This window comes from Aureisphaera galaxeae, from assembly GCF_028561275.1.
Taxonomy (GTDB): domain Bacteria; phylum Bacteroidota; class Bacteroidia; order Flavobacteriales; family Flavobacteriaceae; genus Aureisphaera; species Aureisphaera galaxeae.
The window spans coordinates 214,597-236,579 of the sequence record NZ_JAQQTF010000019.1 but is presented as its reverse complement, the minus strand read 5'-3'; the positions used below and the strand labels follow the sequence as shown (position 1 = coordinate 236,579).

Annotated in this window: 20 protein-coding genes; 9 read left to right on the top strand and 11 right to left on the bottom strand. The window is 41.7% G+C overall.

Translation table 11 applies throughout. From position 1 onward, the window contains the following. Positions 1-7 precede the first annotated feature (7 nt). The 9 genes from POV27_RS19655 to POV27_RS19615 form a co-directional block, all read right to left on the bottom strand. Positions 8-826 (bottom strand): class I SAM-dependent methyltransferase, encoded by an 819-nt coding sequence (locus POV27_RS19655; RefSeq protein ID WP_272864506.1) that lies wholly within the window; start codon positions 824-826, stop codon positions 8-10. A 1-nt stretch (position 827) separates the two neighbouring features. Next, positions 828-1,520, bottom strand: coding sequence for a sulfotransferase family protein (locus POV27_RS19650; protein ID WP_272864505.1), 693 nt, complete (start codon positions 1,518-1,520; stop codon positions 828-830). 69 nt (positions 1,521-1,589) lie between these two features. Next, positions 1,590-2,864, bottom strand: coding sequence for an ABC transporter ATP-binding protein (locus POV27_RS19645; RefSeq protein WP_272864504.1), 1,275 nt, complete (start codon positions 2,862-2,864; stop codon positions 1,590-1,592). Next, the gene (locus POV27_RS19640) at positions 2,864-3,733 is read right to left on the bottom strand and encodes an ABC transporter permease (protein ID WP_272864503.1); all 870 of its coding nucleotides are present in this window, start codon (positions 3,731-3,733) and stop codon (positions 2,864-2,866) included. Before POV27_RS19640 ends, POV27_RS19645 begins: the two co-directional genes overlap by 1 nt. Next, positions 3,730-4,713 (bottom strand): SDR family oxidoreductase, encoded by a 984-nt coding sequence (locus POV27_RS19635; RefSeq protein WP_272864502.1) that lies wholly within the window; start codon positions 4,711-4,713, stop codon positions 3,730-3,732. Before POV27_RS19635 ends, POV27_RS19640 begins: the two co-directional genes overlap by 4 nt. Further along, positions 4,713-5,999, bottom strand: coding sequence for a nucleotide sugar dehydrogenase (locus POV27_RS19630; RefSeq protein ID WP_272864501.1), 1,287 nt, complete (start codon positions 5,997-5,999; stop codon positions 4,713-4,715). Before POV27_RS19630 ends, POV27_RS19635 begins: the two co-directional genes overlap by 1 nt. 1 nt (position 6,000) lies before the next feature. After that, positions 6,001-6,594 carry a sugar transferase gene (locus POV27_RS19625; RefSeq protein WP_272864500.1) on the bottom strand — a complete coding sequence of 198 codons (594 nt, stop codon included), beginning with the start codon at positions 6,592-6,594 and terminating at the stop codon, positions 6,001-6,003. A 33-nt stretch (positions 6,595-6,627) separates the two neighbouring features. Further along, positions 6,628-9,096: a polysaccharide biosynthesis tyrosine autokinase gene (locus tag POV27_RS19620; protein WP_272864499.1), complete on the bottom strand. Its 2,469-nt coding sequence runs from the start codon at positions 9,094-9,096 to the stop codon at positions 6,628-6,630. Positions 9,097-9,111: 15 nt separating this feature from the next. Next, positions 9,112-9,906: a polysaccharide biosynthesis/export family protein gene (locus POV27_RS19615; protein ID WP_272864498.1), complete on the bottom strand. Its 795-nt coding sequence runs from the start codon at positions 9,904-9,906 to the stop codon at positions 9,112-9,114. 107 nt (positions 9,907-10,013) lie between these two features. Between POV27_RS19615 and POV27_RS19610 the strand changes: the two genes are divergently transcribed. From POV27_RS19610 to secA, 8 genes are all read left to right on the top strand, one after another. After that, positions 10,014-11,873, top strand: coding sequence for an ABC-F family ATP-binding cassette domain-containing protein (locus POV27_RS19610; RefSeq protein WP_272864497.1), 1,860 nt, complete (start codon positions 10,014-10,016; stop codon positions 11,871-11,873). A 5-nt stretch (positions 11,874-11,878) separates the two neighbouring features. Continuing rightward, positions 11,879-12,649, top strand: coding sequence for an O-methyltransferase (locus tag POV27_RS19605; RefSeq protein ID WP_272864496.1), 771 nt, complete (start codon positions 11,879-11,881; stop codon positions 12,647-12,649). 54 nt (positions 12,650-12,703) lie between these two features. Next, positions 12,704-13,390, top strand: a complete 687-nt coding sequence (locus POV27_RS19600) for an ABC transporter ATP-binding protein (protein ID WP_272864495.1) — start codon at positions 12,704-12,706, stop codon at positions 13,388-13,390. Positions 13,391-13,679: 289 nt separating this feature from the next. After that, positions 13,680-13,853 carry an LPXTG cell wall anchor domain-containing protein gene (locus POV27_RS19595; protein WP_272864494.1) on the top strand — a complete coding sequence of 58 codons (174 nt, stop codon included), beginning with the start codon at positions 13,680-13,682 and terminating at the stop codon, positions 13,851-13,853. A 191-nt stretch (positions 13,854-14,044) separates the two neighbouring features. After that, positions 14,045-15,709: a SusD/RagB family nutrient-binding outer membrane lipoprotein gene (locus tag POV27_RS19590; RefSeq protein ID WP_272864493.1), complete on the top strand. Its 1,665-nt coding sequence runs from the start codon at positions 14,045-14,047 to the stop codon at positions 15,707-15,709. Positions 15,710-15,827: 118 nt separating this feature from the next. After that, a complete protein-coding gene (locus POV27_RS19585; RefSeq protein WP_272864492.1) occupies positions 15,828-16,400 on the top strand; it encodes a cob(I)yrinic acid a,c-diamide adenosyltransferase in 573 nt (190 codons plus the stop codon). A gap of 143 nt (positions 16,401-16,543) precedes the next feature. Then, complete coding sequence (locus POV27_RS19580) at positions 16,544-16,765, top strand: DUF2795 domain-containing protein (RefSeq protein WP_008272287.1); 222 nt, start codon at positions 16,544-16,546, stop codon at positions 16,763-16,765. A gap of 202 nt (positions 16,766-16,967) precedes the next feature. Beyond that, entirely contained in the window at positions 16,968-20,324 is a 3,357-nt protein-coding gene (gene secA, locus POV27_RS19575) for a preprotein translocase subunit SecA (protein WP_272864491.1), read from the top strand. A 78-nt stretch (positions 20,325-20,402) separates the two neighbouring features. Here the strand turns inward: secA and POV27_RS19570 are convergent, their stop codons facing one another. Both POV27_RS19570 and POV27_RS19565 read right to left on the bottom strand, forming a co-directional pair. Then, positions 20,403-20,795: a hypothetical protein gene (locus POV27_RS19570; RefSeq protein WP_272864490.1), complete on the bottom strand. Its 393-nt coding sequence runs from the start codon at positions 20,793-20,795 to the stop codon at positions 20,403-20,405. A gap of 2 nt (positions 20,796-20,797) precedes the next feature. Next, positions 20,798-21,367, bottom strand: coding sequence for an RNA polymerase sigma factor (locus POV27_RS19565; RefSeq protein ID WP_272864489.1), 570 nt, complete (start codon positions 21,365-21,367; stop codon positions 20,798-20,800). Positions 21,368-21,503: 136 nt separating this feature from the next. On the opposite strand from POV27_RS19565, the gene POV27_RS19560 reads away from it, so the two are divergent. Next, positions 21,504-21,857, top strand: a complete 354-nt coding sequence (locus POV27_RS19560) for a DUF6249 domain-containing protein (protein WP_272864488.1) — start codon at positions 21,504-21,506, stop codon at positions 21,855-21,857. The last annotated feature ends 126 nt before the right edge of the window (positions 21,858-21,983 follow it).

Here is a 21,983-nt window from a genome sequence, read left to right as displayed (position 1 = left end):
AACACCTTTAGGATCGCAATCGCCTCATGATTTTTGCTAAGATAGAGGTTTTTCCTTTGCTCGTTTGTGGTGTCTTCAGTGTAGTTTGGGGTTGTGGTATTTCAATTTCCAAACCCAATTTACTTTTTACCCTTTCGTAGCGGGAAGCTTTGGGTTCGAGGGTTAATGGGTTTTTCGATGCTATTCCATAATCGGATGAGTAGATTGGGGTTCTTTCAATAACCGCATAGAGATAATCGAAGGTATCCCAAATTTTCTGGTATTCGTAGAACACCACTTCCCCATCTAGATCCTTTGCTACATCACTTATGGTGGTGAAATCTACATCTTCGTCTACAGGCTGTAAGCCTTCCGGCTTGTGTTTCCTTAAATAGTCTTGATGGTATTTGGAGGGACAGGCCAAAATAAGCCTTCCTTGTTCCGCGAGTAGGTTTTTAAGTCCGTTATGAAAATCGCTTCTATTAGCCACCGGAATATGTTCGTACACATCGATCATGATGATGGCATCGTACTTGTCCCCTTCTGGCAAACTTTGGGTGACATCGAAAACCGAATAGTTCAGGTTTTTATTTTGAAAGAGCTTGGAGGCTGTTTCCACTAAAACAGGGCTCAAATCGATTCCCGTTACTTGAGCTTTATCAAAATGTTTCGAAAATTCATAGCTACTCCAACCCAAACCGCATCCTATATCCAATACCCTTTTAGAACCTTCTGGGATGTATTTTGCTAGGTTTACAATGGCCGATTGTATTCGTCTATTCCCTTTGGTATAGTCGTTTATGAGCTTACTATCGAACTTATCGTAAAAATCTAAGGATTCTTTCATTTTAATAATCGAACTTTTTAATTCCCAAATGCGCAATCCCTTCAACAATCCCTATTTCCTCTTCGGTTAGATCTTGCTTATAGCGCTGGGCCCCTTTAATATTTTTGGACCACGACTTATTGATTTGTTTATCCAAGTCATTTTCAATCTTCGCATAGTCAATTCTCACCTTAAGAAATTCCTCCAACTCTCCTAACACTTTCTTTTTATCCGAAAGGAAGTCTTCATACTTAAGAAAGAATATTTCCTTGGGATATTTCTTTTCGTATGCCAGTGCCGTGTCCAAATAGGAACTCCATCGGTAGGCGATGTTTTCCGCTACACTTCCTCCTTTTTTCTTAAGAAAACCAATATTCAGATACAGACCATTAAGATTAGCATCCAGTCGTTCCTTTATCGCTGCAACCGTATCCCGCGGGTCACGCACCACATATACCACTTTGTATGATCCCAAGGTGACTTTCCGCAATTCTGGAAGGATAGCAGCAAAACCAGGCACCTTAACTAGATCGTGTTTCCATATCCTATAGATCAAGCTTAGGGTAAATCCCTTAACACCCACCAAACGCACCAACGGATAGATATACCATGAATCTTCTGGGTCATTTAACCAGCTCCATCCTGTTCCCTTCGAAACTAGATGACTAATGATCGTTGTACCGGATCGTTCGCAACCTACCACACATGCTTTCATTTACACAATCTATAGTTTCTTTTGTTCTTCTATTATTGAATATAAAATCCTCATCGCATTCCCTGCAATCTATCGCACTTCAATGGAATGCTGCACAAGGACACCTTCGGGTGATTTCTGTTGTTTCCCAGTGCCATAAAAGTTACTTCCTACCACATCGAACTCCATCGCCATTTCTATATCATCGATCAAACCAGAACTATTAGCGCAGCTCAACCGAATATTATAGGTTCCGTTAGGCAAGGGAAATTTAGGAATGGTACAGTAAATATGTTCGGACGTGCCGTCCTTTACATCTAATAGATGCGATGAAAACTCATTGTTACAAATCACCCGTATAATTCCTTTGGTATCATATATCGCCACCCGGAAGCGCAATCCTGGCGTTTTCTTTTCGCATTGAAAAGCCAACTTGAATGTATAGCTATTTCCCGAAATTAGATCTTTTACTTGAGCCCCTTTATCATCTAAAACTGTACAGCCGGTAAAGCGAAATAATTCGCCTCCTTTTCTGTCGGTTCGTTCGGCCAAGCTTTGATGGATATTCTTTTTCCCCATAGAAAGGTACTTTCCTACAACATCCTCAATGTCTCCTTCGTAGGCAATACTTCCATTTTCCAAGAAGATTCCCCTGGAGCATAAACTTTGAACACTTCCCATATTATGACTAACAAACAGCACAGTTCTTCCCTCTCCAGTCGAAATATCCTGCATCTTTCCTATGGCCTTTTTCTGAAACTCCGCATCTCCCACAGCCAATACCTCATCCACTACGAGAATGTCTGGTTCCAGATGCGCAGCCACGGCAAAGCCCAATCGTACCGTCATTCCACTGCTATATCTCTTCGTCGGTGTATCTATATACATTTCACAACCCGAAAAATCAATAATCTCATCAATCTTTTTTCGTATTTCGGCACGGGTCATTCCCAAAATGGCACCATTGAGGTAAATATTTTCCCTACCGGTTAATTCGGGATGGAATCCTGTACCTACTTCCAATAGGGAGGCGATACGGCCTCTACTTTTTATGACTCCTGTTGTAGGTGTCGTCACCCTAGATAATAGCTTTAAAAGTGTAGATTTCCCTGCTCCATTCTTACCTATGATTCCAAGAATTTCTCCTTGTTTTACTTCAAAATTAATGTCCCGTAAAGCCCAAACATAATCTTGGGAGGCCTTAGCACTGCGGTCATTTACTGCGCCAATGGTAAGATAGGGATCTTCTTTCCCCCGAATTTGATGCCAAAATCGATTCAGGTCATGACGTATCGTACCCAACCCAACAAGCCCCAAACGGTATTGTTTGCTAATGTTTTCGGCCTTAAGGATTACTTTACTCATTATACGGTGTCTATGAATGTTTTTTCGGTTCTATTAAAAAGCACCAATCCCAAAAGGAACAAAACGATTCCCAATGCGACAATCCCTCCAAAAATAGTCCAATTGAACTGTAGATTATCTGTTGAGAAAAGGGCATAACGGAATCCTTCTACAATATGGGCTAACGGATTGTAATCTACTACCCAAGCGAACTCTGGCACCTTTTCCTTTAGTGCCTTTATGGGATACGGCACTGCAGAAAGGTACATTAATAACTGCATTGCGAATCCCAGCAATATGGATACATCCCTATATTTGGTCGTCATGGTGGAGACAATCATTCCCAATCCCAAGCCATAAATAGCCATGATAATAACGTACGCGGGCACCAAAAGTAAATTCCAATCCGGGGTGGCCATCTCATCCAGGGTGTAGAAATAATACAAATAAAACCCCGCTAGAATAAGCATTTGAATTCCGAACTTCACCAAGTTGGAAATCACTTTGGAAAGGGGAACGATAAATCGCGGAAAGTAGACTTTCCCAAAAATACCTTTATTAGCTTTAAAGGTAGCCGCTGTTCCGTTGAGACATACCTTGAAATAATTCCAAGCGGTAATACCCGATAAATTGAACAAAAATGCAGGAATGATTCCTGTTTCAATAGAGGCTACTTTATTAAAAATAAGTGTGAATATGACGGAAGTAAAGAGCGGTTGGATAAAAAACCATAGCGGCCCCAGCACCGTTTGTTTATAAACGGTAACGATATCCCGCTTCACAAAAAGGACCAATAAATCACGATAACGCCAAATTTCTTTGAAGTTAAGGTCTATCCATTTCCTTTTGGAAGAGATTTCGAACAACCATGATTCATTCCGATCACTCATGATTCGTTAAATACATTCCAGGTTATTTTTAGTCCATCGCTTACCGAAAATAAGGGATCGTATCCCATCAATCGTTTTGCTTTGGATATATCTGCCAATGAATCCTTTACATCTCCTTTTCTTGGCGGGCCATAAATGGCCGTAATATCTTTTTGTGAAACTGCTTTTAAATCCTTCCACAATGTATTTAAGCTAATACGCTCTCCAAATGCAATGTTGAATACTTCGTTGTTGGCTTCATCTGGAGCGAAGAAGGCTCTTATGTTTGCTTGTACGGCGTTTTCCACAAAGGTGAAATCACGCGTCTGCTCACCATCCCCGTTAATGGTAGGCGCAGCGTTGTCTTTGGCAGCTTGCATAAACAACGGGATTACTGCAGCATAGGCTCCCTTTGGGCTTTGCTTAGGTCCAAATACATTGAAATAACGCAGCCCAATGGTTGGCGTTCCGTAGGTCTTATGAAAGACATCGGCATATAATTCATTCACCAATTTGGTCACCGCATACGGTGATAATGGTTTTCCAATATTTTCCTCTACTTTGGGTAGTGTCTTGCTATCCCCATACGTAGAACTAGAAGCTGCATATACCATACGCTTTACCGTAGGGCTATCATTCTGAGCTACCAGCATATTCAAAAAACCCGACACATTTACACCGTTGGAAGTTACCGGATCATTAATCGATCTCGGTACCGATCCCAGGGCGGCTTGATGGGAGACAAAGTCCATTCCATCCATGGCTTTTTTACAAACTTCCAGATCGCGAATATCTCCTTCCATGAACTCAAAAGAAGAATGGGATTGGAATTCTGCCAAGTTGGTTTTAAATCCTGTGGAAAGATTATCTAATACCCGTACTTTTTTAGCGCCGTATTGTAATAAGTACTGCACAATATTGGAACCAATAAAACCGGCTCCTCCCGTAATTAAAAAGGAGTATTGTGATAAATCTTCAGTATGATAAGGGGTCGTATACATTAGAGTCTTCCGTCGATTATGCTTTTATCTAAAAATGATTTTACGTCGAATATCACAGAGGTTTCGCTTCGGTGACGATGTAAATCCAAATTCTTGAATTCTGCATGGGACACTGCCAAAACGATAGCATCGTAATCTTCTTGCAGATTTCCAGAATCCGCTATCAAATTCTTTCCAAACTCATGCTTTACTTCCTCAGCATTTGCCCATGGATCGTAGATGTCTACAGACAGATTGTATTTTTCCAATTCGGAAATCACATCGATGACCTTACTGTTTCTTATATCGGGACAGTTTTCTTTAAAAGTAATTCCCAGCATAAGCACTTTCCCGTGCTTTACCTTACATTCTTTCTGAATCATAAGTTTAACCACTTCATGGGCCACATAATTTCCCATTCCGTCGTTCATGCGCCTCCCTGCAAGGATGATCTCCGGATTGTACCCCTCTTCCATGGCCTTTTGAGCCAAGTAATAAGGATCTACCCCAATACAGTGCCCTCCTACCAATCCGGGTGTGAATTTTAAGAAATTCCACTTGGTTCCCGCTGCTTCCAGTACATCTTGGGTATCTATATCCAGCAATCTGAAAATCTTCGACAATTCATTTACAAAGGCAATATTGATGTCCCGTTGTGAGTTTTCGATCACTTTGGCTGCTTCGGCTACCTTTATGGAAGGTGCCAAGTGCGTTCCTGCTGTAATTACCGAAGCATATAGATCATCAATGTATTTAGCTACTTCGGGAGTAGAACCCGATGTAACCTTCAAAATCTTCGTTACGGTATGCTCCTTATCGCCTGGATTGATTCTTTCAGGAGAATATCCTGCGTAAAAATCGGTATTGAATGTAAGTCCAGATACTTTCTCCAAAATCGGCACACAGACGTCTTCCGTAACACCTGGATATACTGTAGATTCATATACCACGATGTCTCCTTTCTTCAACACTTTCCCTACCGTTTCACTCGCTTTCTCCAAGGGAATTAAAACCGGTTGGTTATGTTTATTGGTAGGTGTTGGTACCGTAACTATGAAAACAGAAGCTTCCTTTAATTCTTCAGGATTGGCAGTGACAATAAGTCCCTTATCTTCTTCTACTTTCAACACTTTTTCCAATTGAGGTGTTGAGATCTCGAGTGTATGGTCTTGGGCTTGGCTTAGTTCTGCAATGCGTTCTGTATTAATATCGAACCCAATAATTTTATATTTCTCCGCAAAGGCAACGGCCAGGGGCAGGCCTACATACCCTAATCCAATAATGGCAATAGTCGGTTGTTCTTTCATGCTATCTTTTTGTAATGGAAGCCCATATATAATTAATGTCCTTCCTCAAACTCCATTGTTTTATGTATTCTTTATTTATGTTCACTTTATCGGGCCAAATGACCTCATCGTTATAGGTCTTTGGATCCTGTTGTTTCAAGAGAAGTGCATCTTCATTTCGGTACTTTATGGTCGCTGGTCCGGTAAGTCCAGGGCGCACCGAAAGTACGATTCTGTCTTCTCCTTTCAATTCATCTGCATAACCCGGAATATCGGGTCTCGGCCCCACCCAACTCATTTCACCTTTTATAATGTTGAACAGCTGGGGTAGTTCGTCCAATTTGCTTCGTCTCAACCATGTTCCAAACTTCGTTTCGTGCTCCTTCATCTCCAAAATATCGGCATGCCTTTCTCCTTTTAAAGATCTTATTTTAAGCAATTTAAATGCTTTTCCATGCATTCCTATCCGTACCTGCACAAAGAGGCCATTTTTACCTGTGGATAACCAAGCAATTAGGAGCAGCAAAATTAAAGGAAATATCACAAACGGAAGTACGATGATAGAAATAGATAGATCGAATATTCGTTTTACGCTTTTTTGTGTTGGAGTGAGCATATAAGCATGCTATTGGTCCCAATGGAGCCGTTTTTATTTCCTTCTGAAAACCTTCAAAATCCGATGCCACAATGAGGGCTTCTTGTCTTCTTCGTGGTATCCGTGACCATATCCATAACCGTAGCCATATCCATAACCGTAGCCGTAACCATAGCCGTAGCCATATCCATATTTGGCCTTTCCTTCGAAGAAATTAAGGACAAAACTTATATTGGAAATCTCTTTGTTCTTGTACTTTTCATTGATGAGACCAAACATCCCTTTCTTGGTGTAGTTTTGACGTACCATATAAATGGTCGCATCCGCAAACTTTAGTAATTCAAGGGAGTCGGATACCAATCCCAAAGGCGGGGAATCCAGGACAATATAATCGTAACGAACTTTCAGCTGCTCTATCAATTCCTCCATTTGTTCCCCCATAAGCAACTCCGACGGATTGGGAGGGATGGGCCCTGCCGTGATAACATCTAACGAATTAACGCTGGTATTTTGGATGATTTCATCTACTTCGGCATTGCCGATCAAGTAATTTACTACCCCAATTTCATTATTGATATTGAAGTCGCCAAATATTTTGGGTTTCCGAAGATCCAATCCTACCAAGACAGTTTTCTTTTCGCTCAACGCGAATACAGAAGCTATGTTAATAGAACAGAAAGTCTTCCCTTCCCCACTAATGGAAGAAGTTACCAGTACCGTTTTGGCTCCCTCTATTCCTTGCTTCTTATAAATGAATTGAAGACTGGAACGCAAAGCACGGAAAGCCTCCGCAATGGCCGACTTGGGCTTACTAATCACCGCTAGGTTATTGTCCAATCGGCTCTTTCCGATAATTCCCAGAATTGGAATTTTAGAAAGTCGCTCTATATCTTTTACGCTATGGATTTTTGTATCGAAGAATACCCGAACAAACACAAACAGAAAGGGAATAACAAACCCAAAAAGCGCTGCCATTATATAGTTAAGCTGGGTATTGGGCCCTACCCTTCCACCACCGGTATCTTTGGCAGAGTCGATCACTAAAACATCGCTCACATTGGCTGCTTTAACCAACTTCGCTTCACTCCTTTTGGAAAGGAACAGATTATAGGTGTTCTGGCTTAATTGATATCTACGTTCAATCTTTATAAGTTCCTGTTGCTCTTTCGGCAATTTCCGGATTTCGGCCTCATATTTGGCTATCTCGGTATTAATCCTGTTGAGTTCCTGACTCTTTAGTCCTTTACTGCTGGTAATGTTTTCTAAAAGCACCCTTTTTATAGCGTCGATCTGCCGATCGATATCATCGAAAATAGGTGCCCCTTCCTTGTAAGAATATTCTAAGGTGCTACGCTCTTGGGCCTTACTCACAATCTGGGCTACACCATTACTAATACTGCTTTCCGAAATTCCTGCTACCGAAGGCGCTGGTACATCCTTATAATTAGTACGTGTAATGAGATAATTCTCTAAAACATCATAGTAATTAAGCTCCCTATTTACACGTTCCTTGCTAACATCAAGAGTATTGAGCTTGTTGTTGATTTCACGTCCTTCCTGATTCAAATCGAAAATGGCATTGCGATCCTTATAATCGTTCAATTCATTTTCAACATCCAGTAGTTCTTTGGACTTTTCGTTAAGACTACTATCTATAAATCGAATGGTCTTGGTAGCAAAAAGATTCTTACGTGCCAACATATCATCGCTCAATGTGCGTACAGACATATTAAGATAATCTACAAGCCTTGCCTTATTCGTTCCTACCTTGCGCATCTTTAGGATGGAAGAGCCATTGGATTCAGGAACTACGGCAACTCCTAAGTTTCTTCCTACCGCAGCATTGAAGTGTAAGAAATTGAAATAATAGGGTTGATCCATCTTTAAAGACCAAGCGGGATCCCGAACTATGGTACCACTAAAGAAGGGCAAATCTATGGGTTGTCCAATCTTAAAATCTTGCGAAAACTGCTGGGCAGGAACAAAACGCCTTGTAAATTTTTTGGATTCATTATAAAACTGCATCCGTTTCCTTCCCTCTAGTTCGAAATTTACCGATAAATTAAATGTAGTGGTGTCCTTAAAACGTACCGTAAAGAGATTATTGAGAATTTGTGGCTTAGAAGTATCTATTACTACAGAAAAGGGCACCATTTTATAGGCATCAATTTTCTTGTACTTGCCATCCATCCAATAATTTAGATAAAACTGAAGCCGATCCACCACTTTTTCATTGTGGGTTCTCGATTTTAGCGTGATAAGCGCCGTATTCACCTTATCGGTAGTACCTCCCCAATTGAATGTTAGGCTGGTATTGGTAGTAAAAAACGGGTTTTGGTCATCCTTGATAGAAATCACATTACCAATGGAATATACCGGTAGCTTTCTAACATTGATATAATATGCGATACCAAACGCTATAGCCAGCGAAATAAGGAATAAAGGCCAATAGCTAATAAGCTTAACGAGAAAACCCTTAAAATCGAATGTTGTTTCCGTTTCCTTAATCTCAAACTCTTCCACAGTCGTATCCTTACGTTATAGCCTTATGAATAATAATATCGTTGTAGTAAGCGCAGTCACCACGCTTAAAATAGCCGTGAATGATTGCAGTCCGGTCGTTCCCGTACCCAATGTCTTTTGTGGCAATGGGTTAACGATGATTTGGTCGTTGGGTTGAATGTAATAGTATGGGGAATTCATCGCATCTATAGAAGTAAGATCTATATGATGTACCTTTTGTCCTAACGGATATTGCCTAATAATTATGACATCCGTCTTATCACCATCTATGGGAATATCACCGCTATTTCCAATGGCCTCCATAATGGTCGCCTGATCCCTATAAATAATATTGGACCCTGGCCTCCCAATTTCACCATTAATGGTATATCGAATCCCCACTAATTTGACCGTAACAAATAGGTTGGCCTCTTTCTTAAAATAATCCTTCAACAAACGTTCCTCTATGCTCTTTCTAACCTCCTCTACAGTTCGTCCAATCACTGGGATTTCACCCAACAAGGGCACCCTAATATTACCACGGGCATCCACCTTAAAACCTTCGTAATAAAGGCTCTCTTCATTAGAAGCATTTGGATTGGTTTCGCCAATAGGGTTGAAAATATTGGCCAATTCATCATCCAGCGCCTTTACACGCACACTTAAGAGGTCATTTATTTGAAGTCGATAGGGTTCTTGTGCTTTTCTTACGGGTAACAGACTATCCTTTTGCTGTTCATTTTCCTGAAGGTAAGTAATGCGCTTAAGGGGTACACAAGAAGAAAGACAAACCACTACCAATAGAAAATAAACTATGTACTGGAACTTCATCACAAGATCGGGTTGTTAATCGACAAATATAGCGTAACCTGAGTAATAATGAAATATATTTTACTTTTCCTATCCAAAATGCCGTTAATTTGCAGCAAAGCTGAAAAATGAATTACCTATCGGTAGAACAGATTGCAAAATCGTATGGAGAACGAGTACTTTTCCAAAATATTTCCTTTGGAATCAATCAAGGACAAAAAATAGGTTTTGTGGCCAAAAATGGGACTGGAAAAACCTCCTTATTGAATATTCTCTCCGGAAAGGAAAGTCCCGATGCGGGAAGGGTAGTTTATAGAAAAAATCTCAGTGTAGCTTTCATTTCGCAAGAACCCAACCTAAATCCCGAACTGAACGTCGAGGAAACCATATTTTCTTCCGAAAAACCCATTTTAAAGATCATTGCCAACTATGAAAAGGCATTGAAGAATCCAGAGAATGCCGAACAGTACCAAAAAGCGTTCGATGCTATGGACGCCGCACAAGCTTGGGACTTCGAAACGACTTACAAACAGATACTCTTCAAGTTGAAGTTAGAAGATCTCACCCAAAAGGTGGCCAACCTTAGTGGAGGGCAAAAAAAACGACTGGCATTGGCCAATGCGTTACTTGCGCAACCCGACTTGCTCATCATGGACGAGCCTACCAACCATTTGGACTTGGAAATGATCGAATGGCTCGAAACTTTCTTTGCCAAGGAAAACATCACCTTGTTTATGGTTACCCACGACCGTTACTTCTTGGAACGGGTTTGTAACGAAATTGTAGAATTGGATGAAGGGAACCTTTACGGTTACAAAGGGAACTATAGCTATTACTTGGAAAAGCGTGATGCCCGCATTGAAAATTTCGAAACCGAAACCGCCAAGGCAAAGCAATTGTACAAAAAGGAATTAGATTGGATGCGACGTCAACCCAAGGCGAGAACAACCAAAAGTAAATCTAGGATCGATGACTTCCATGAAATAAAGTCAAGGGCACACCAACGAAGAAAGGACCATGAAATTCAGTTGGAATTAAACATGGAGCGCTTGGGCACCAAAGTGGTCGAACTGCATTCCATTTCTAAGTCTTTTGGCGAAAAAGTACTCTTCAACAAATTCGATTATAACTTCCTTCGTGGGGAACGCGTAGGGATCATTGGTAAAAATGGTACCGGAAAATCCACATTCCTGAATATCCTTACTGGAGGTTTAACGCCCGATACGGGTAAAGTAGTTATTGGGGAAACGGTAAAGTTTGGCTATTACACCCAACAAGGAATCCCCTTAAAAGAAGGCCAAAAAGTGATCGATGTGGTAAGGGAGTTCGGTGATTATATCCCTTTAAAGAAAGGAAGGCAGATTTCTGCCCAGCAATTGTTGGAACGCTTCCTTTTCGATCGCAAGAAACAATACGACTTTGTCGAAAAACTAAGCGGTGGGGAACGAAAACGCCTGTATTTATGTACTGTCCTCATTAAAAATCCCAATTTTCTCATTCTGGATGAGCCTACGAACGATCTGGATATTGTAACCTTAAACGTACTGGAAAGCTTCTTGTTAGACTTCCCAGGATGTCTTATCGTGGTTTCCCACGATCGTTACTTTATGGATAAGATTGTGGATCACCTATTTGTTTTTAGGGGCGAAGGTGTCATCACCGACTTTCCTGGAAATTATAGTGATTTCAGGGTCTATGAAGACAGCGCTCCAAAGGAAAAAGAAGAAACGACTTCGAAGCCCAAAAAAGATTGGAAAGTCGATCATAGCAAGGCCAAGCTAAGCTATAACGAGCAAAAGGAGTACAATAGACTGGAGAAAGACATTGCCAAATTAGAATCCCAGAAAGAAGAACTGCAAAATAAGTTTGCCACTGAGAATTGGGACGGGGATGAGATCAACAAACAATCCCAACGTCTTAAGGAGATCATAGATCAAATAGAAGAAAAGACAGAACGGTGGTTCGAGCTTTCGGCTAAAATGGAATAAACCTTATGTGGTATCTCGTCGTATCGTATATAAAATACCTACTGCGGTCAAGAAATGAGCACAGTGTCCACTCCCCTTTTGTTTTTCAATTGGCGACCCAGTGTTTCTATGACCGAAAGAAATACGCCGAATACGAACTTCTAAAACAACACAGGTCTTCTTTGTTACAGAATAAGGATCGGATAGAAGTTAAAGACTTTGGAGCGGGATCCAGGGTTTTCAAAGGAAATGAACGGGAAGTATCCAAAATAGCCCGTAATGCAGGAATTACTAGAAAAAGGCAACAACTCCTTTTCCGCTTAGCGAAGTACTTTCAACCGAAAGAGGTCCTGGAATTAGGTACTTCGGTGGGCTTAGGAACAGTGGCCCTGGCTTCCGGTAATGCGGACTCTCACATTAACACCGTAGAGGGATGCCACAATACGGCTCAAGTGGCTAAAGCCCATTTCAAAAAATTCAAGATTGAAAATATTCAGTTATACACTAAGGATTTCGATGCTTTTTTTGAAGAGAGCACATCGCAATTTGATTTGGTCTACATCGACGGGAACCACAGTAAAAAAAGTACGTTGCATTATTTTGACATACTATTGAATCGCATCCACAACGACTCCATTTTAGTATTCGACGATATTTATTGGAGTCCCGATATGACGGCGGCTTGGGAAATAATTAGAAACCATGAAAAAGTCACTGTAAGCATCGACACATTTCAGTGGGGCATGGTGTTTTTCCGTAAAGAACAACCCAAGCAACATTTCACCCTTCGTTTGTAACAACTGTGGTATCTTTACGTCATACTGAAATCCAACGCATTACTCCTTAAGCGTATGAGCCTTGTCATCAAAATTCGAGATATAAAAAGGGATTTCCCGCTAGGGCAAGAGACCGTAAAAGTCTTGAAAGGAATTGATCTTGATATTGAAAAAGGGGAATATGTAGCCCTTATGGGTCCGTCCGGTTCTGGAAAATCTACTCTAATGAATCTACTGGGATGTTTGGATACTCCTACTTCGGGAAGGTATGAGCTCAACGGACAGGATGTAAGCAGTATGAGTGATGATGAATTGGCCGAGATCCGGAATAAGGAGATCGGTTTTGTTTTTCAAACCTTCAACTTACTCCCAAGAACTACGGCTCTGGATAATGTCGCCTTGCCTATGATTTACGCAGGCGCTTCCAAAAACGCTCGGATAGAACGGGCAAAAGAAGTACTTACCGATGTGGGCTTGGCCGACCGTATGGATCACAAACCCAATCAGCTTTCTGGGGGACAACGCCAAAGAGTCGCGGTGGGAAGAGCTCTTGTAAATCGGCCTTCCATTATCCTTGCCGACGAACCCACGGGAAACCTAGATTCTAAAACCTCCATCGAAATCATGAAGCTTTTCGATGAAATTCACGCGGCTGGTAATACCGTCATATTGGTTACCCATGAGGAAGACATTGCCGCTCACGCGCACAGGGTCATCCGTTTAATGGACGGAATGGTGGAGAGTGATGTACGGAATAGGTAGTTTTTAGTTTTCAGTAGACAGTCCCAGTTTTCAGTTAGCAGTGTCAGTTTTCAGTTAGCAGTCTCAATTCTTGGTTAGCAAGTTATTTCGGGCTCCGAGTGACTTATAGGGTTGTATCCAGGAGTCATCTATTGATCTGCCTATCAACACCTCGATACATTCTGCTGCGCAGAACACTCTGTGTCCAAAATCAGGAGCTTTCAATTCAACAATTAAACAGTTAAACACCTCAACCCAGAACGTGCTAAACCCATTTGGATTTTGAAATCACCCCCACTATATTAGCAATATGTTAGATGATTTACTTTCCAATCCCTTTTTCGTTGTCCTCGGACTCATGGTCTTGGTCGCGCTATTGTACTTCTGGAACCGCAAGAACAGTCAAAAAAATCGTGATCGAAGAAGAAGGAGCTTCCGCGAGAATTATTACGAGCGAAAGAAGAAGAATCGGGAGCAGGAATAGCAACTCCCGGGCAACCCCAACTTTCATAAAACAAGACACTTTACCAAGTTAATTCCTGTCGGAATTCACTAAAAACAATCGTTTTTCAGGTCATTTTGTTTCAACGTAAAACGAATTGTCCAAATGTTTGGTTTGGACAGACTTCTCCATCAATGCATCATATGGAGTCGCTAACCATTAAATACAATGACATGAAAAAACCAATGCTACTGGCAATCATTGCCATATTTTCCCTTGTCTCATGTGAAAATTCGGATTTGGAGTTATTGGAAGATCCCAATGACATCACCCTAGACAAGGCAGACCTTAACCGTTTCACCAATCAGATTCAATTAGATTTTGCCAGTTTCATGAGGCAAATGGGAAGCAATGCTGCCGAAGCCTCTCGTGTGGAATACATGACGGGTAGAAATTACAACAATGCTTTTCAACCTGCCATCTTAGATGGAGAATGGCTTTTGGCTTATCAGAATATGTTTTCAGACATTTCAGCAGCTCAAAAAATTGCCGAGGAAAAGGAGGAGAACAAGCATTTAGGCGTAATGAAAATCTTGAAAGCCTATACCCTAATTACCTTGGTAGATCATTTTGGAGATGTTCCTTTTTCCCAAATTGCCGACTTGGGCGAATATACCTCCCCAATTGCAGATCCGGGCACCGAAGTCTATGAAGGAGCCATTGCACTTCTAGACGAAAGCATAGATCATTTAAATGCTACGGGTACCAATCTAGAGAATGATTTCTACTACAATAACGATTTCAACAAATGGAAGAAGCTAGCAAATACCATTAAAATGCAGGCCTATCTTACCACCCGTCTTGTCGATGGAAGTGCCCTGGGTAAATTTGCGACCATCGCCAATAGTCCGGGAAGCTTTATCTCTAGTTCAGCAGACGACTTTGTATTCCAATACGGAAGCAATGATTCCAATCCAGACACCCGTCATCCAGAATACAGCCGCAACTATACCTCTAATGGAGTAATAGGATATCGTTCTAATTGGCTGATGCACACCATGCTTCAGAATGACGATCCTAGACGTAGATTCTATTTCTATCGTCAAGTAGACTGTACCCCGGGTACCGATGGATGTCCGCCAAACACATTGCGCTTACCATGTTCTGTAGTTCCAGTTCCTCCTCATTTTTCTGCGGGTATGATATTTTGCAGCGTAGGCGAAGGATACTGGGGTCGTGACCATGGAAACTCGGAAGGGCTTCCTCAAGACGGATTACAAAAAACGGCCGCTGGTGTATATCCGTATGCAGGCCGTTTCGATGGCGATGAATTTGCAGCTGTTTCCGAAGGAATTGGAGGCGGTGGTGCCGGAATCCTTCCCATCATGCTTGCTTCCTATACCGACCTTATGCGTGCCGAATTTTCCCTAGCGCAAAACAATACGGGTGCTGCCACGAATGCATTACGATCTGCCCTTCAGAAATCTACCGAAAAAGTAGTGGGCTTTGCAAGTGTTGATCCAGAAGCTAATACAGCATTAATTCCAAGTGCCAGTACCATTAATAATTTCATTACTAGAGTTGTGAATGAATTTTCTTCGGCAGATGCCAACGGAAAATGGGAGATCCTTGGCAACCAGACGCTGATAGCAAACTACGGAAGTGGAAATTTAGGATATAATTTCTACAGAAGAACAGGTTTTCCATTTCGTGGTATAAACCCAACACATGCATTACAATTCAATATTGAAACGAATCCTGGATCCTTCATTAGATCCTTCCTATACCCTTCGGTAGAAGCAAATGTAAACAGCAATATCACCCAAAAGCCCAATGTAAGTGTACAGGTTTTTTGGGACAACAATCCACCTTCGCCCTCCTTTCCGGCGGCGAATTAGATTTTCAATACTAGTTTAGTTGGTTATCCCATTTCGTTAGTGTCCTGCACTTTCGGAATGGGTTTTTGTTTGCTTTCGAGCCTAGTGCAATTGAATTGCGTTGCGTACCTTTACCTACATGAAAGTATACACCAAAACAGGAGATAAAGGAACCACTGCTTTATTTGGCGGAACCCGGGTTCCCAAACATCATATCAGGATCGAAAGCTACGGAACCGTGGACGAGCTCAATTCTCACATCGGGCTCATTCGCGATCAGGAAATCGATCCGAGATCCAAGGAAATTTTAATACATATTCAGGATAAGTTGTTTACCGTTGGAGCCATTTTGGCCACCGATCCCGAAAAAGCGGTATTAAAAAGCGGTAAGGAACGACTCAATATTCCCAAAATTGAGGACGAAGACATTACGCTGTTAGAGACCGAAATGGACACTATGAACGATCATCTGCCTCCAATGACACACTTTGTACTACCCGGAGGGCACACTACGGTGTCATATTGTCACATCGCACGCTGTGTATGCCGCCGTGCGGAGCGTTTGGCTACTTTGTTACACGAACAAGAACCCACAGACGAACACGTTTTAAAGTACCTAAACCGACTTTCTGACTACCTCTTTGTGCTGGCACGGAAATTGTCCCATGACTTGCAAGCCGACGAGATAAAATGGGTGCCTAAAAAGTTGTAACGCCCAATTCGGCTTCAAATGCAATCTATTGAAAAGCAGAGTATTGCAAACGTTCTTTAAAATTAAGTTGAAATAATTTTGTTTTTCCTTGACTTTTTCAGTTAAAAAATTATTTTTGCAAAAAATTAAACCTTGATTCTGTTATGTACTGGACATTAGAATTAGCATCTTATTTAAGTGATGCACCCTGGCCGGCCACAAAAGATGAATTGATAGATTACGCTATCAGGACCGGAGCCCCACTAGAGGTAGTGGAAAACCTTCAAGCGATTGAGGACGAAGGTGATTCTTACGATTCTATTGAAGAAATCTGGCCGGATTATCCCACAGACGAAGATTATTTGTGGAATGAAGATGAATATTAACAAACCTAAGGGGCTTTTCGCCATGGCGACCCCGACATAAAACATTGAAAAAGTCTCAAGCAATTGGGACTTTTTTTATACGTAAAAACAACATATTAAAAACCGTAAAAGCCTTGCCTATCTTGAATTTTTACAGTTTTTTTGTGAGGCATAGTGCCCAGCGTTGATTACAACGCTTCAAACTAACAATTTATACTAAGAAATGGGACTTTTAGACAATGTATTAAAAGTATTTGTAGGAGATAAATCGAAAAAAGATATTGGGGAAATTCAGCCCTATGTAGACCAAGTAAAGAAGCATGAAAGCGAAATAGCTGCGCTATCCATCGACGAGCTTCGAGCCAAAAGTGATTACTTCAGAAACAGGATAAAAGAAGATCAAAAAGAAGTCCAAGCAGAAATAGATGCCCTTACCGAACAGGCCGAGAATGAAGAGGACATTGATAAGAAAGAAGACATCTATAACCAGATAGACCATCTTAAAGATGATCGCTACGAAGTAGAAAAGAAAACCCTAGACGAAATCCTCCCAGAAGCTTTTGCCGTTATTAAAGAAACCGCAAAGCGATTTAAAGACAACGAAACCCTTACTGTAAACGCATCTCCTTACGATCGTGAACTATCCGGAACGTACGACTACGTTACCTTAGATGGAGACAAAGCGATTTGGAAAAATTCTTGGGATGCAGCCGGAAAGGAAGTGACCTGGGACATGGTACATTACGATGTACAGCTCATAGGTGGTGTGGCCCTTCACCAAGGGAAAGTAGCCGAGATGCAAACGGGAGAAGGAAAAACCTTGGTAGCGACCCTACCGGTTTACCTGAATGCCTTAGCAGGAAACGGAGTACACGTAGTAACCGTAAACGACTACCTAGCACGAAGGGATAGTGCCTGGATGGCGCCTATTTTCCAATTTCATGGAATGAGCGTAGATTGTATCGACAATCACCGCCCCAATAGCGAGGAGCGTCGCAATGCATATAACTCAGATATTACCTACGGAACCAACAATGAATTCGGTTTCGATTACCTAAGGGATAATATGGCCAATGCCACCAAGGATTTGGTACAGCGACCACATCACTACGCTATTGTGGATGAGGTAGATAGTGTATTGATTGATGATGCACGTACGCCATTGATTATTTCCGGACCTGTTCCACAGGGAGACCGGCACGAATTCAACGAATTGAAGCCAAAGATTTCGGATATCGTATCCGTACAACGTAAATATTTAACAGGAGTCCTTTCCGAAGCAAAGAAGCTTATTAAGGATGGGGACACTAAAGAAGGAGGTTTCCAATTGCTTCGCGTGTATCGTGGACTTCCGAAAAATAAGGCATTGATTAAGTTTTTGTCTGAAGAGGGGGTGAAACAAATCCTACAGAAGACCGAAAACTTCTATATGCAAGACAACAACCGCGAAATGCCGAAGGTAGATGCGGAGTTGTACTTTGTGATTGAAGAGAAGACCAATCAGATTGAATTGACCGATAAAGGGGTGAACTACCTTTCTGGTGCCGATAATCCAGATTTCTTCGTAATGCCCGACATGGGAACCGAAATCGCCAAGATTGAAGACCAAGGGCTCACTCCAGAAGAAGAAGCGGAGCTTAAGGAAGAGTTATTCCGTGACTTCGGAGTAAAAAGTGAGCGTATTCACACCATGAATCAGCTGTTGAAGGCCTATACCCTTTTCGAAAAGGACGATCAGTATGTGGTGATGGATAACAAGGTAATGATCGTAGATGAGCAAACCGGTCGTATAATGGACGGACGTCGTTATAGCGACGGATTGCACCAAGCGATCGAAGCCAAGGAAAATGTGAAGATTGAGGCCATGACCCAAACCTTCGCAACCATTACCCTTCAGAATTACTTCCGTATGTACCGCAAATTGTCGGGAATGACAGGAACCGCGGTTACTGAAGCTGGAGAGCTTTGGGAAATCTATAAATTGGATGTGATCGAGATTCCTACCAACCGACCCATCGCAAGACATGACCGAGAGGATAAAATATACAAGACCAAGCGTGAAAAATACAACGCAGTAATTGAAGAAGTAGCCGAACTGTCTAAGGCAGGTCGCCCGGTATTGATCGGTACCACTTCGGTAGAAATTAGTGAGTTGTTAAGCCGTACATTGGCCATTCGAAACATTCCGCACAATGTACTGAATGCGAAACTTCACAAGAAAGAGGCCGATATCGTTGCCGAAGCAGGAGATGCCGGAGTAGTAACCATTGCTACCAACATGGCGGGTCGTGGTACGGATATTAAATTGACCGACATGGTAAAAGATGCCGGTGGATTGGCCATTATTGGTACCGAGCGTCACGATTCACGTCGTGTAGACCGACAGTTACGTGGTCGTAGTGGTCGACAGGGAGATCCTGGAAGTTCGCAATTTTATGTGTCTTTGGAAGACAATCTAATGCGTCTATTTGGTAGTGAACGAATTGCCAAAATGATGGACCGTATGGGATTGAAGGAAGGCGAAGTAATTCAGCATTCCATGATTTCCAAGTCCATTGAACGCGCCCAGAAAAAAGTAGAAGAGAACAACTTCGGAATTCGTAAACGATTACTGGAATATGATGATGTAATGAACTCCCAACGTGAGGTGGTATACAAAAGACGTTACCACGCATTGTTTGGAGAACGCTTACGCGTGGATATCGCCAATATGATCTACGATACGGCCGAGGTAATTGCAGAGACCAACAAAGGAGCAGACGATTACAAGAACTTTGAATTCGAGTTGATTCGTTACTTCTCCATGAGTTCACCAGTTACCGAAAGTGAATTTAAACACGAAAGCGTTCAAGAGATTGCCGGTAAGATTTACAAAGCAGCCTACGACCATTATCAAGGTAAGATGGAGCGCAATGCTTCTTTGGCCTATCCAGTAATTAAGAATGTGTACGAAACCCAAGGGGATAAGTTCAAGAGAATTTTGGTTCCTTTTACCGACGGTGTTAAAACATTGAATGTTGCTACCGATCTGCAAGCTGCCTACGAAAGTGAAGGAAAGCAATTGGTGCAGGATTTCGAAAAGAACATCACACTGGCCATTATCGATGATGCTTGGAAAACCCATTTGCGTAAAATGGACGAATTGAAGCAATCGGTACAGTTGGCAGTACACGAACAGAAAGATCCTTTATTGATCTATAAATTTGAAGCTTTCGAGCTTTTCAAAGCGATGATCGAAAAGGTGAATAAAGATGTGATTTCCTTCCTTTTCAAAGGAGAATTACCACAGGAGAACCAGCAACAAATTCAGGAGGCCCGTGAAGTTCGTTCCAAACAAAAATTGAACGAGCAGAAAGACGAAATCCCTAATTTGGATGAAAGTTCTGCCCAAAACCGGGCTGCTGGAAATACACAGCCACGGCCTCAGATAACCGAGACCATTACTCGGGACCGTCCTAAAATTGGTCGTAACGATCGTGTGACGATCAAGCATGTGATGAGTGGTGAAAATAAGACCTTAAAGTACAAGCAAGCCATTCCGCTTATCGATAAAGGTGAGTGGGTATTGGTAGAGGATTAAGGTCCACTTCAGAAAATAGACATATAAAAAAAGCAATGCGAAATGCATTGCTTTTTTGGTCGGTTTATGTTTGGTGCATTATTCCGAATACTGTCGGTTAATGTATGATTTCAAAAAGGGTAATTGAATAAGGAACAGTGCCAGCATTCCGATAGAATACAATGCTGTTCGGGAAATTTCCAATCCTTCGAACGGGTTCTTCAATTGTGCAGATTTCTCCGCTAATGCATCTAGATAAGGTGTTTCGGCAATCGGAAAGAAGTAAAGCAATCCCATACACGATACAAAGATAGCTGCAACCAACAACCATCCCTTTTTCCCGATAAGGGGTTTGTACAAGGGTTTCACCACCTTCTTCTGTTCCACCACTTCCATAATGCGATCCGTAAAAGACGCGGACGGCGACTCCAATGCGACCTCATCCATCCATTTCTGGAGAATTTCTTCTTCTTTTTTAGATAGCTTGTCCATAACTATTCCACTATTTTGGGTTGTATATAACCTTCTAGCAAGGTAAATAATTTTTTTCTGCTGCGGTACAGCTTTATCTTAATATTGTCTTCGCTCAAGTTGGTTACTTGAGCTATTTCCTTCACACTTTGATCCTCAAAATAATACAAGGTGATCAAAGTAGCATCGATCTCTGGCAATTGCATAATGGATTGCCTTATTTTTTCTTTTCGCTCGGTAGACTCCATGAGTTGCAAGGCATTGTCTATCCTTCCGGCATCGCCTTCTGTGATTTCTTCCAACAAATCCGTGGTCTGTTGGCGTTTGTTCTTCCGTACTCGATCCAACGCTTTTCGGTAGGCGATACTGTACAACCAACTCGAAAATTTAGACTCCCCACGAAAGGTATCCAACGACTCGAATGCCTTTATAAAAGTGTCCTGAGCCACTTCTTCGGCCTCTTCCCTAACCTTTAGCACACGTACTACGATGGTGAACACATAATCTTTGTAGCGTTCTACCAAGGTAGCAAAGGCTCGGGTGTCCCCAAGCTTAACTTGCTCTATTAGGTATTGGTCAGTGTTAGCCGTCATTTTACCCTAAGACGTATATAAAGGAACATTGGTTACACCCTACAACTTAAAAAAAAATTACTGAAAAGTGTAACCGTTCTTTTTTGGGTGTCGTCATAAGGGCAAACAAATAGTAATCAATTAAAAGACAAGTCATATGGAAAATCCAGAAATCATTATTATACCCATTATGTTCGGGGTTATCTTCGGAATATTCTACCTATACATCTCTGCGCGTAACAAAGAGCGTTTGGCGTTGATAGAAAAGGGAGCCGAAGCTTCAATATTCTACGGCAAAAACAAAAGGGTTACCCCTATTTGGAAGGTAATCGTAATTAACCTAGCCTTTTTATTTATGGGCATTGGGTTGGGAACATTAATTGCCGAAGGATTTGTACAAGGTTTTGGTATGGACGAAGACGTAGCGAGGCCAGGGGTTATTTTCTTTATGGCTGGACTGGGGCTCTTTGCAGGCTTCTACGCAACCAAAAAACTGAATTCAGACGCATAATCTACACTTAATTATGCAACTTAAAACCGCTTTCGGAAGTTTTCTGAAGCGGTTTTTTTATGTGTTTCTGCATACCGTGACATACCCATAGAAGAATTAGCTTAGTAAAAAAGTAAAACCACAACC

Coding starts and splice junctions, on each gene's coding strand:
- POV27_RS19565 (WP_272864489.1), bottom strand. CDS start 21,367: ATGACGGCTAACACTGACCAATACCTAATAGAGCAAGTTAAGCTTGGG.
- POV27_RS19605 (WP_272864496.1), top strand. CDS start 11,879: ATGTGGTATCTCGTCGTATCGTATATAAAATACCTACTGCGGTCAAGA.
- POV27_RS19570 (WP_272864490.1), bottom strand. CDS start 20,795: ATGGACAAGCTATCTAAAAAAGAAGAAGAAATTCTCCAGAAATGGATG.
- POV27_RS19585 (WP_272864492.1), top strand. CDS start 15,828: ATGAAAGTATACACCAAAACAGGAGATAAAGGAACCACTGCTTTATTT.
- POV27_RS19645 (WP_272864504.1), bottom strand. CDS start 2,864: ATGAGTAAAGTAATCCTTAAGGCCGAAAACATTAGCAAACAATACCGT.
- POV27_RS19595 (WP_272864494.1), top strand. CDS start 13,680: ATGTTAGATGATTTACTTTCCAATCCCTTTTTCGTTGTCCTCGGACTC.
- POV27_RS19560 (WP_272864488.1), top strand. CDS start 21,504: ATGGAAAATCCAGAAATCATTATTATACCCATTATGTTCGGGGTTATC.
- POV27_RS19590 (WP_272864493.1), top strand. CDS start 14,045: ATGAAAAAACCAATGCTACTGGCAATCATTGCCATATTTTCCCTTGTC.
- POV27_RS19640 (WP_272864503.1), bottom strand. CDS start 3,733: ATGAGTGATCGGAATGAATCATGGTTGTTCGAAATCTCTTCCAAAAGG.
- POV27_RS19600 (WP_272864495.1), top strand. CDS start 12,704: ATGAGCCTTGTCATCAAAATTCGAGATATAAAAAGGGATTTCCCGCTA.
- POV27_RS19650 (WP_272864505.1), bottom strand. CDS start 1,520: ATGAAAGCATGTGTGGTAGGTTGCGAACGATCCGGTACAACGATCATT.
- POV27_RS19615 (WP_272864498.1), bottom strand. CDS start 9,906: ATGAAGTTCCAGTACATAGTTTATTTTCTATTGGTAGTGGTTTGTCTT.
- POV27_RS19625 (WP_272864500.1), bottom strand. CDS start 6,594: ATGCTCACTCCAACACAAAAAAGCGTAAAACGAATATTCGATCTATCT.
- secA (WP_272864491.1), top strand. CDS start 16,968: ATGGGACTTTTAGACAATGTATTAAAAGTATTTGTAGGAGATAAATCG.
- POV27_RS19580 (WP_008272287.1), top strand. CDS start 16,544: ATGTACTGGACATTAGAATTAGCATCTTATTTAAGTGATGCACCCTGG.
- POV27_RS19635 (WP_272864502.1), bottom strand. CDS start 4,713: ATGTATACGACCCCTTATCATACTGAAGATTTATCACAATACTCCTTT.
- POV27_RS19630 (WP_272864501.1), bottom strand. CDS start 5,999: ATGAAAGAACAACCGACTATTGCCATTATTGGATTAGGGTATGTAGGC.
- POV27_RS19655 (WP_272864506.1), bottom strand. CDS start 826: ATGAAAGAATCCTTAGATTTTTACGATAAGTTCGATAGTAAGCTCATA.
- POV27_RS19610 (WP_272864497.1), top strand. CDS start 10,014: ATGAATTACCTATCGGTAGAACAGATTGCAAAATCGTATGGAGAACGA.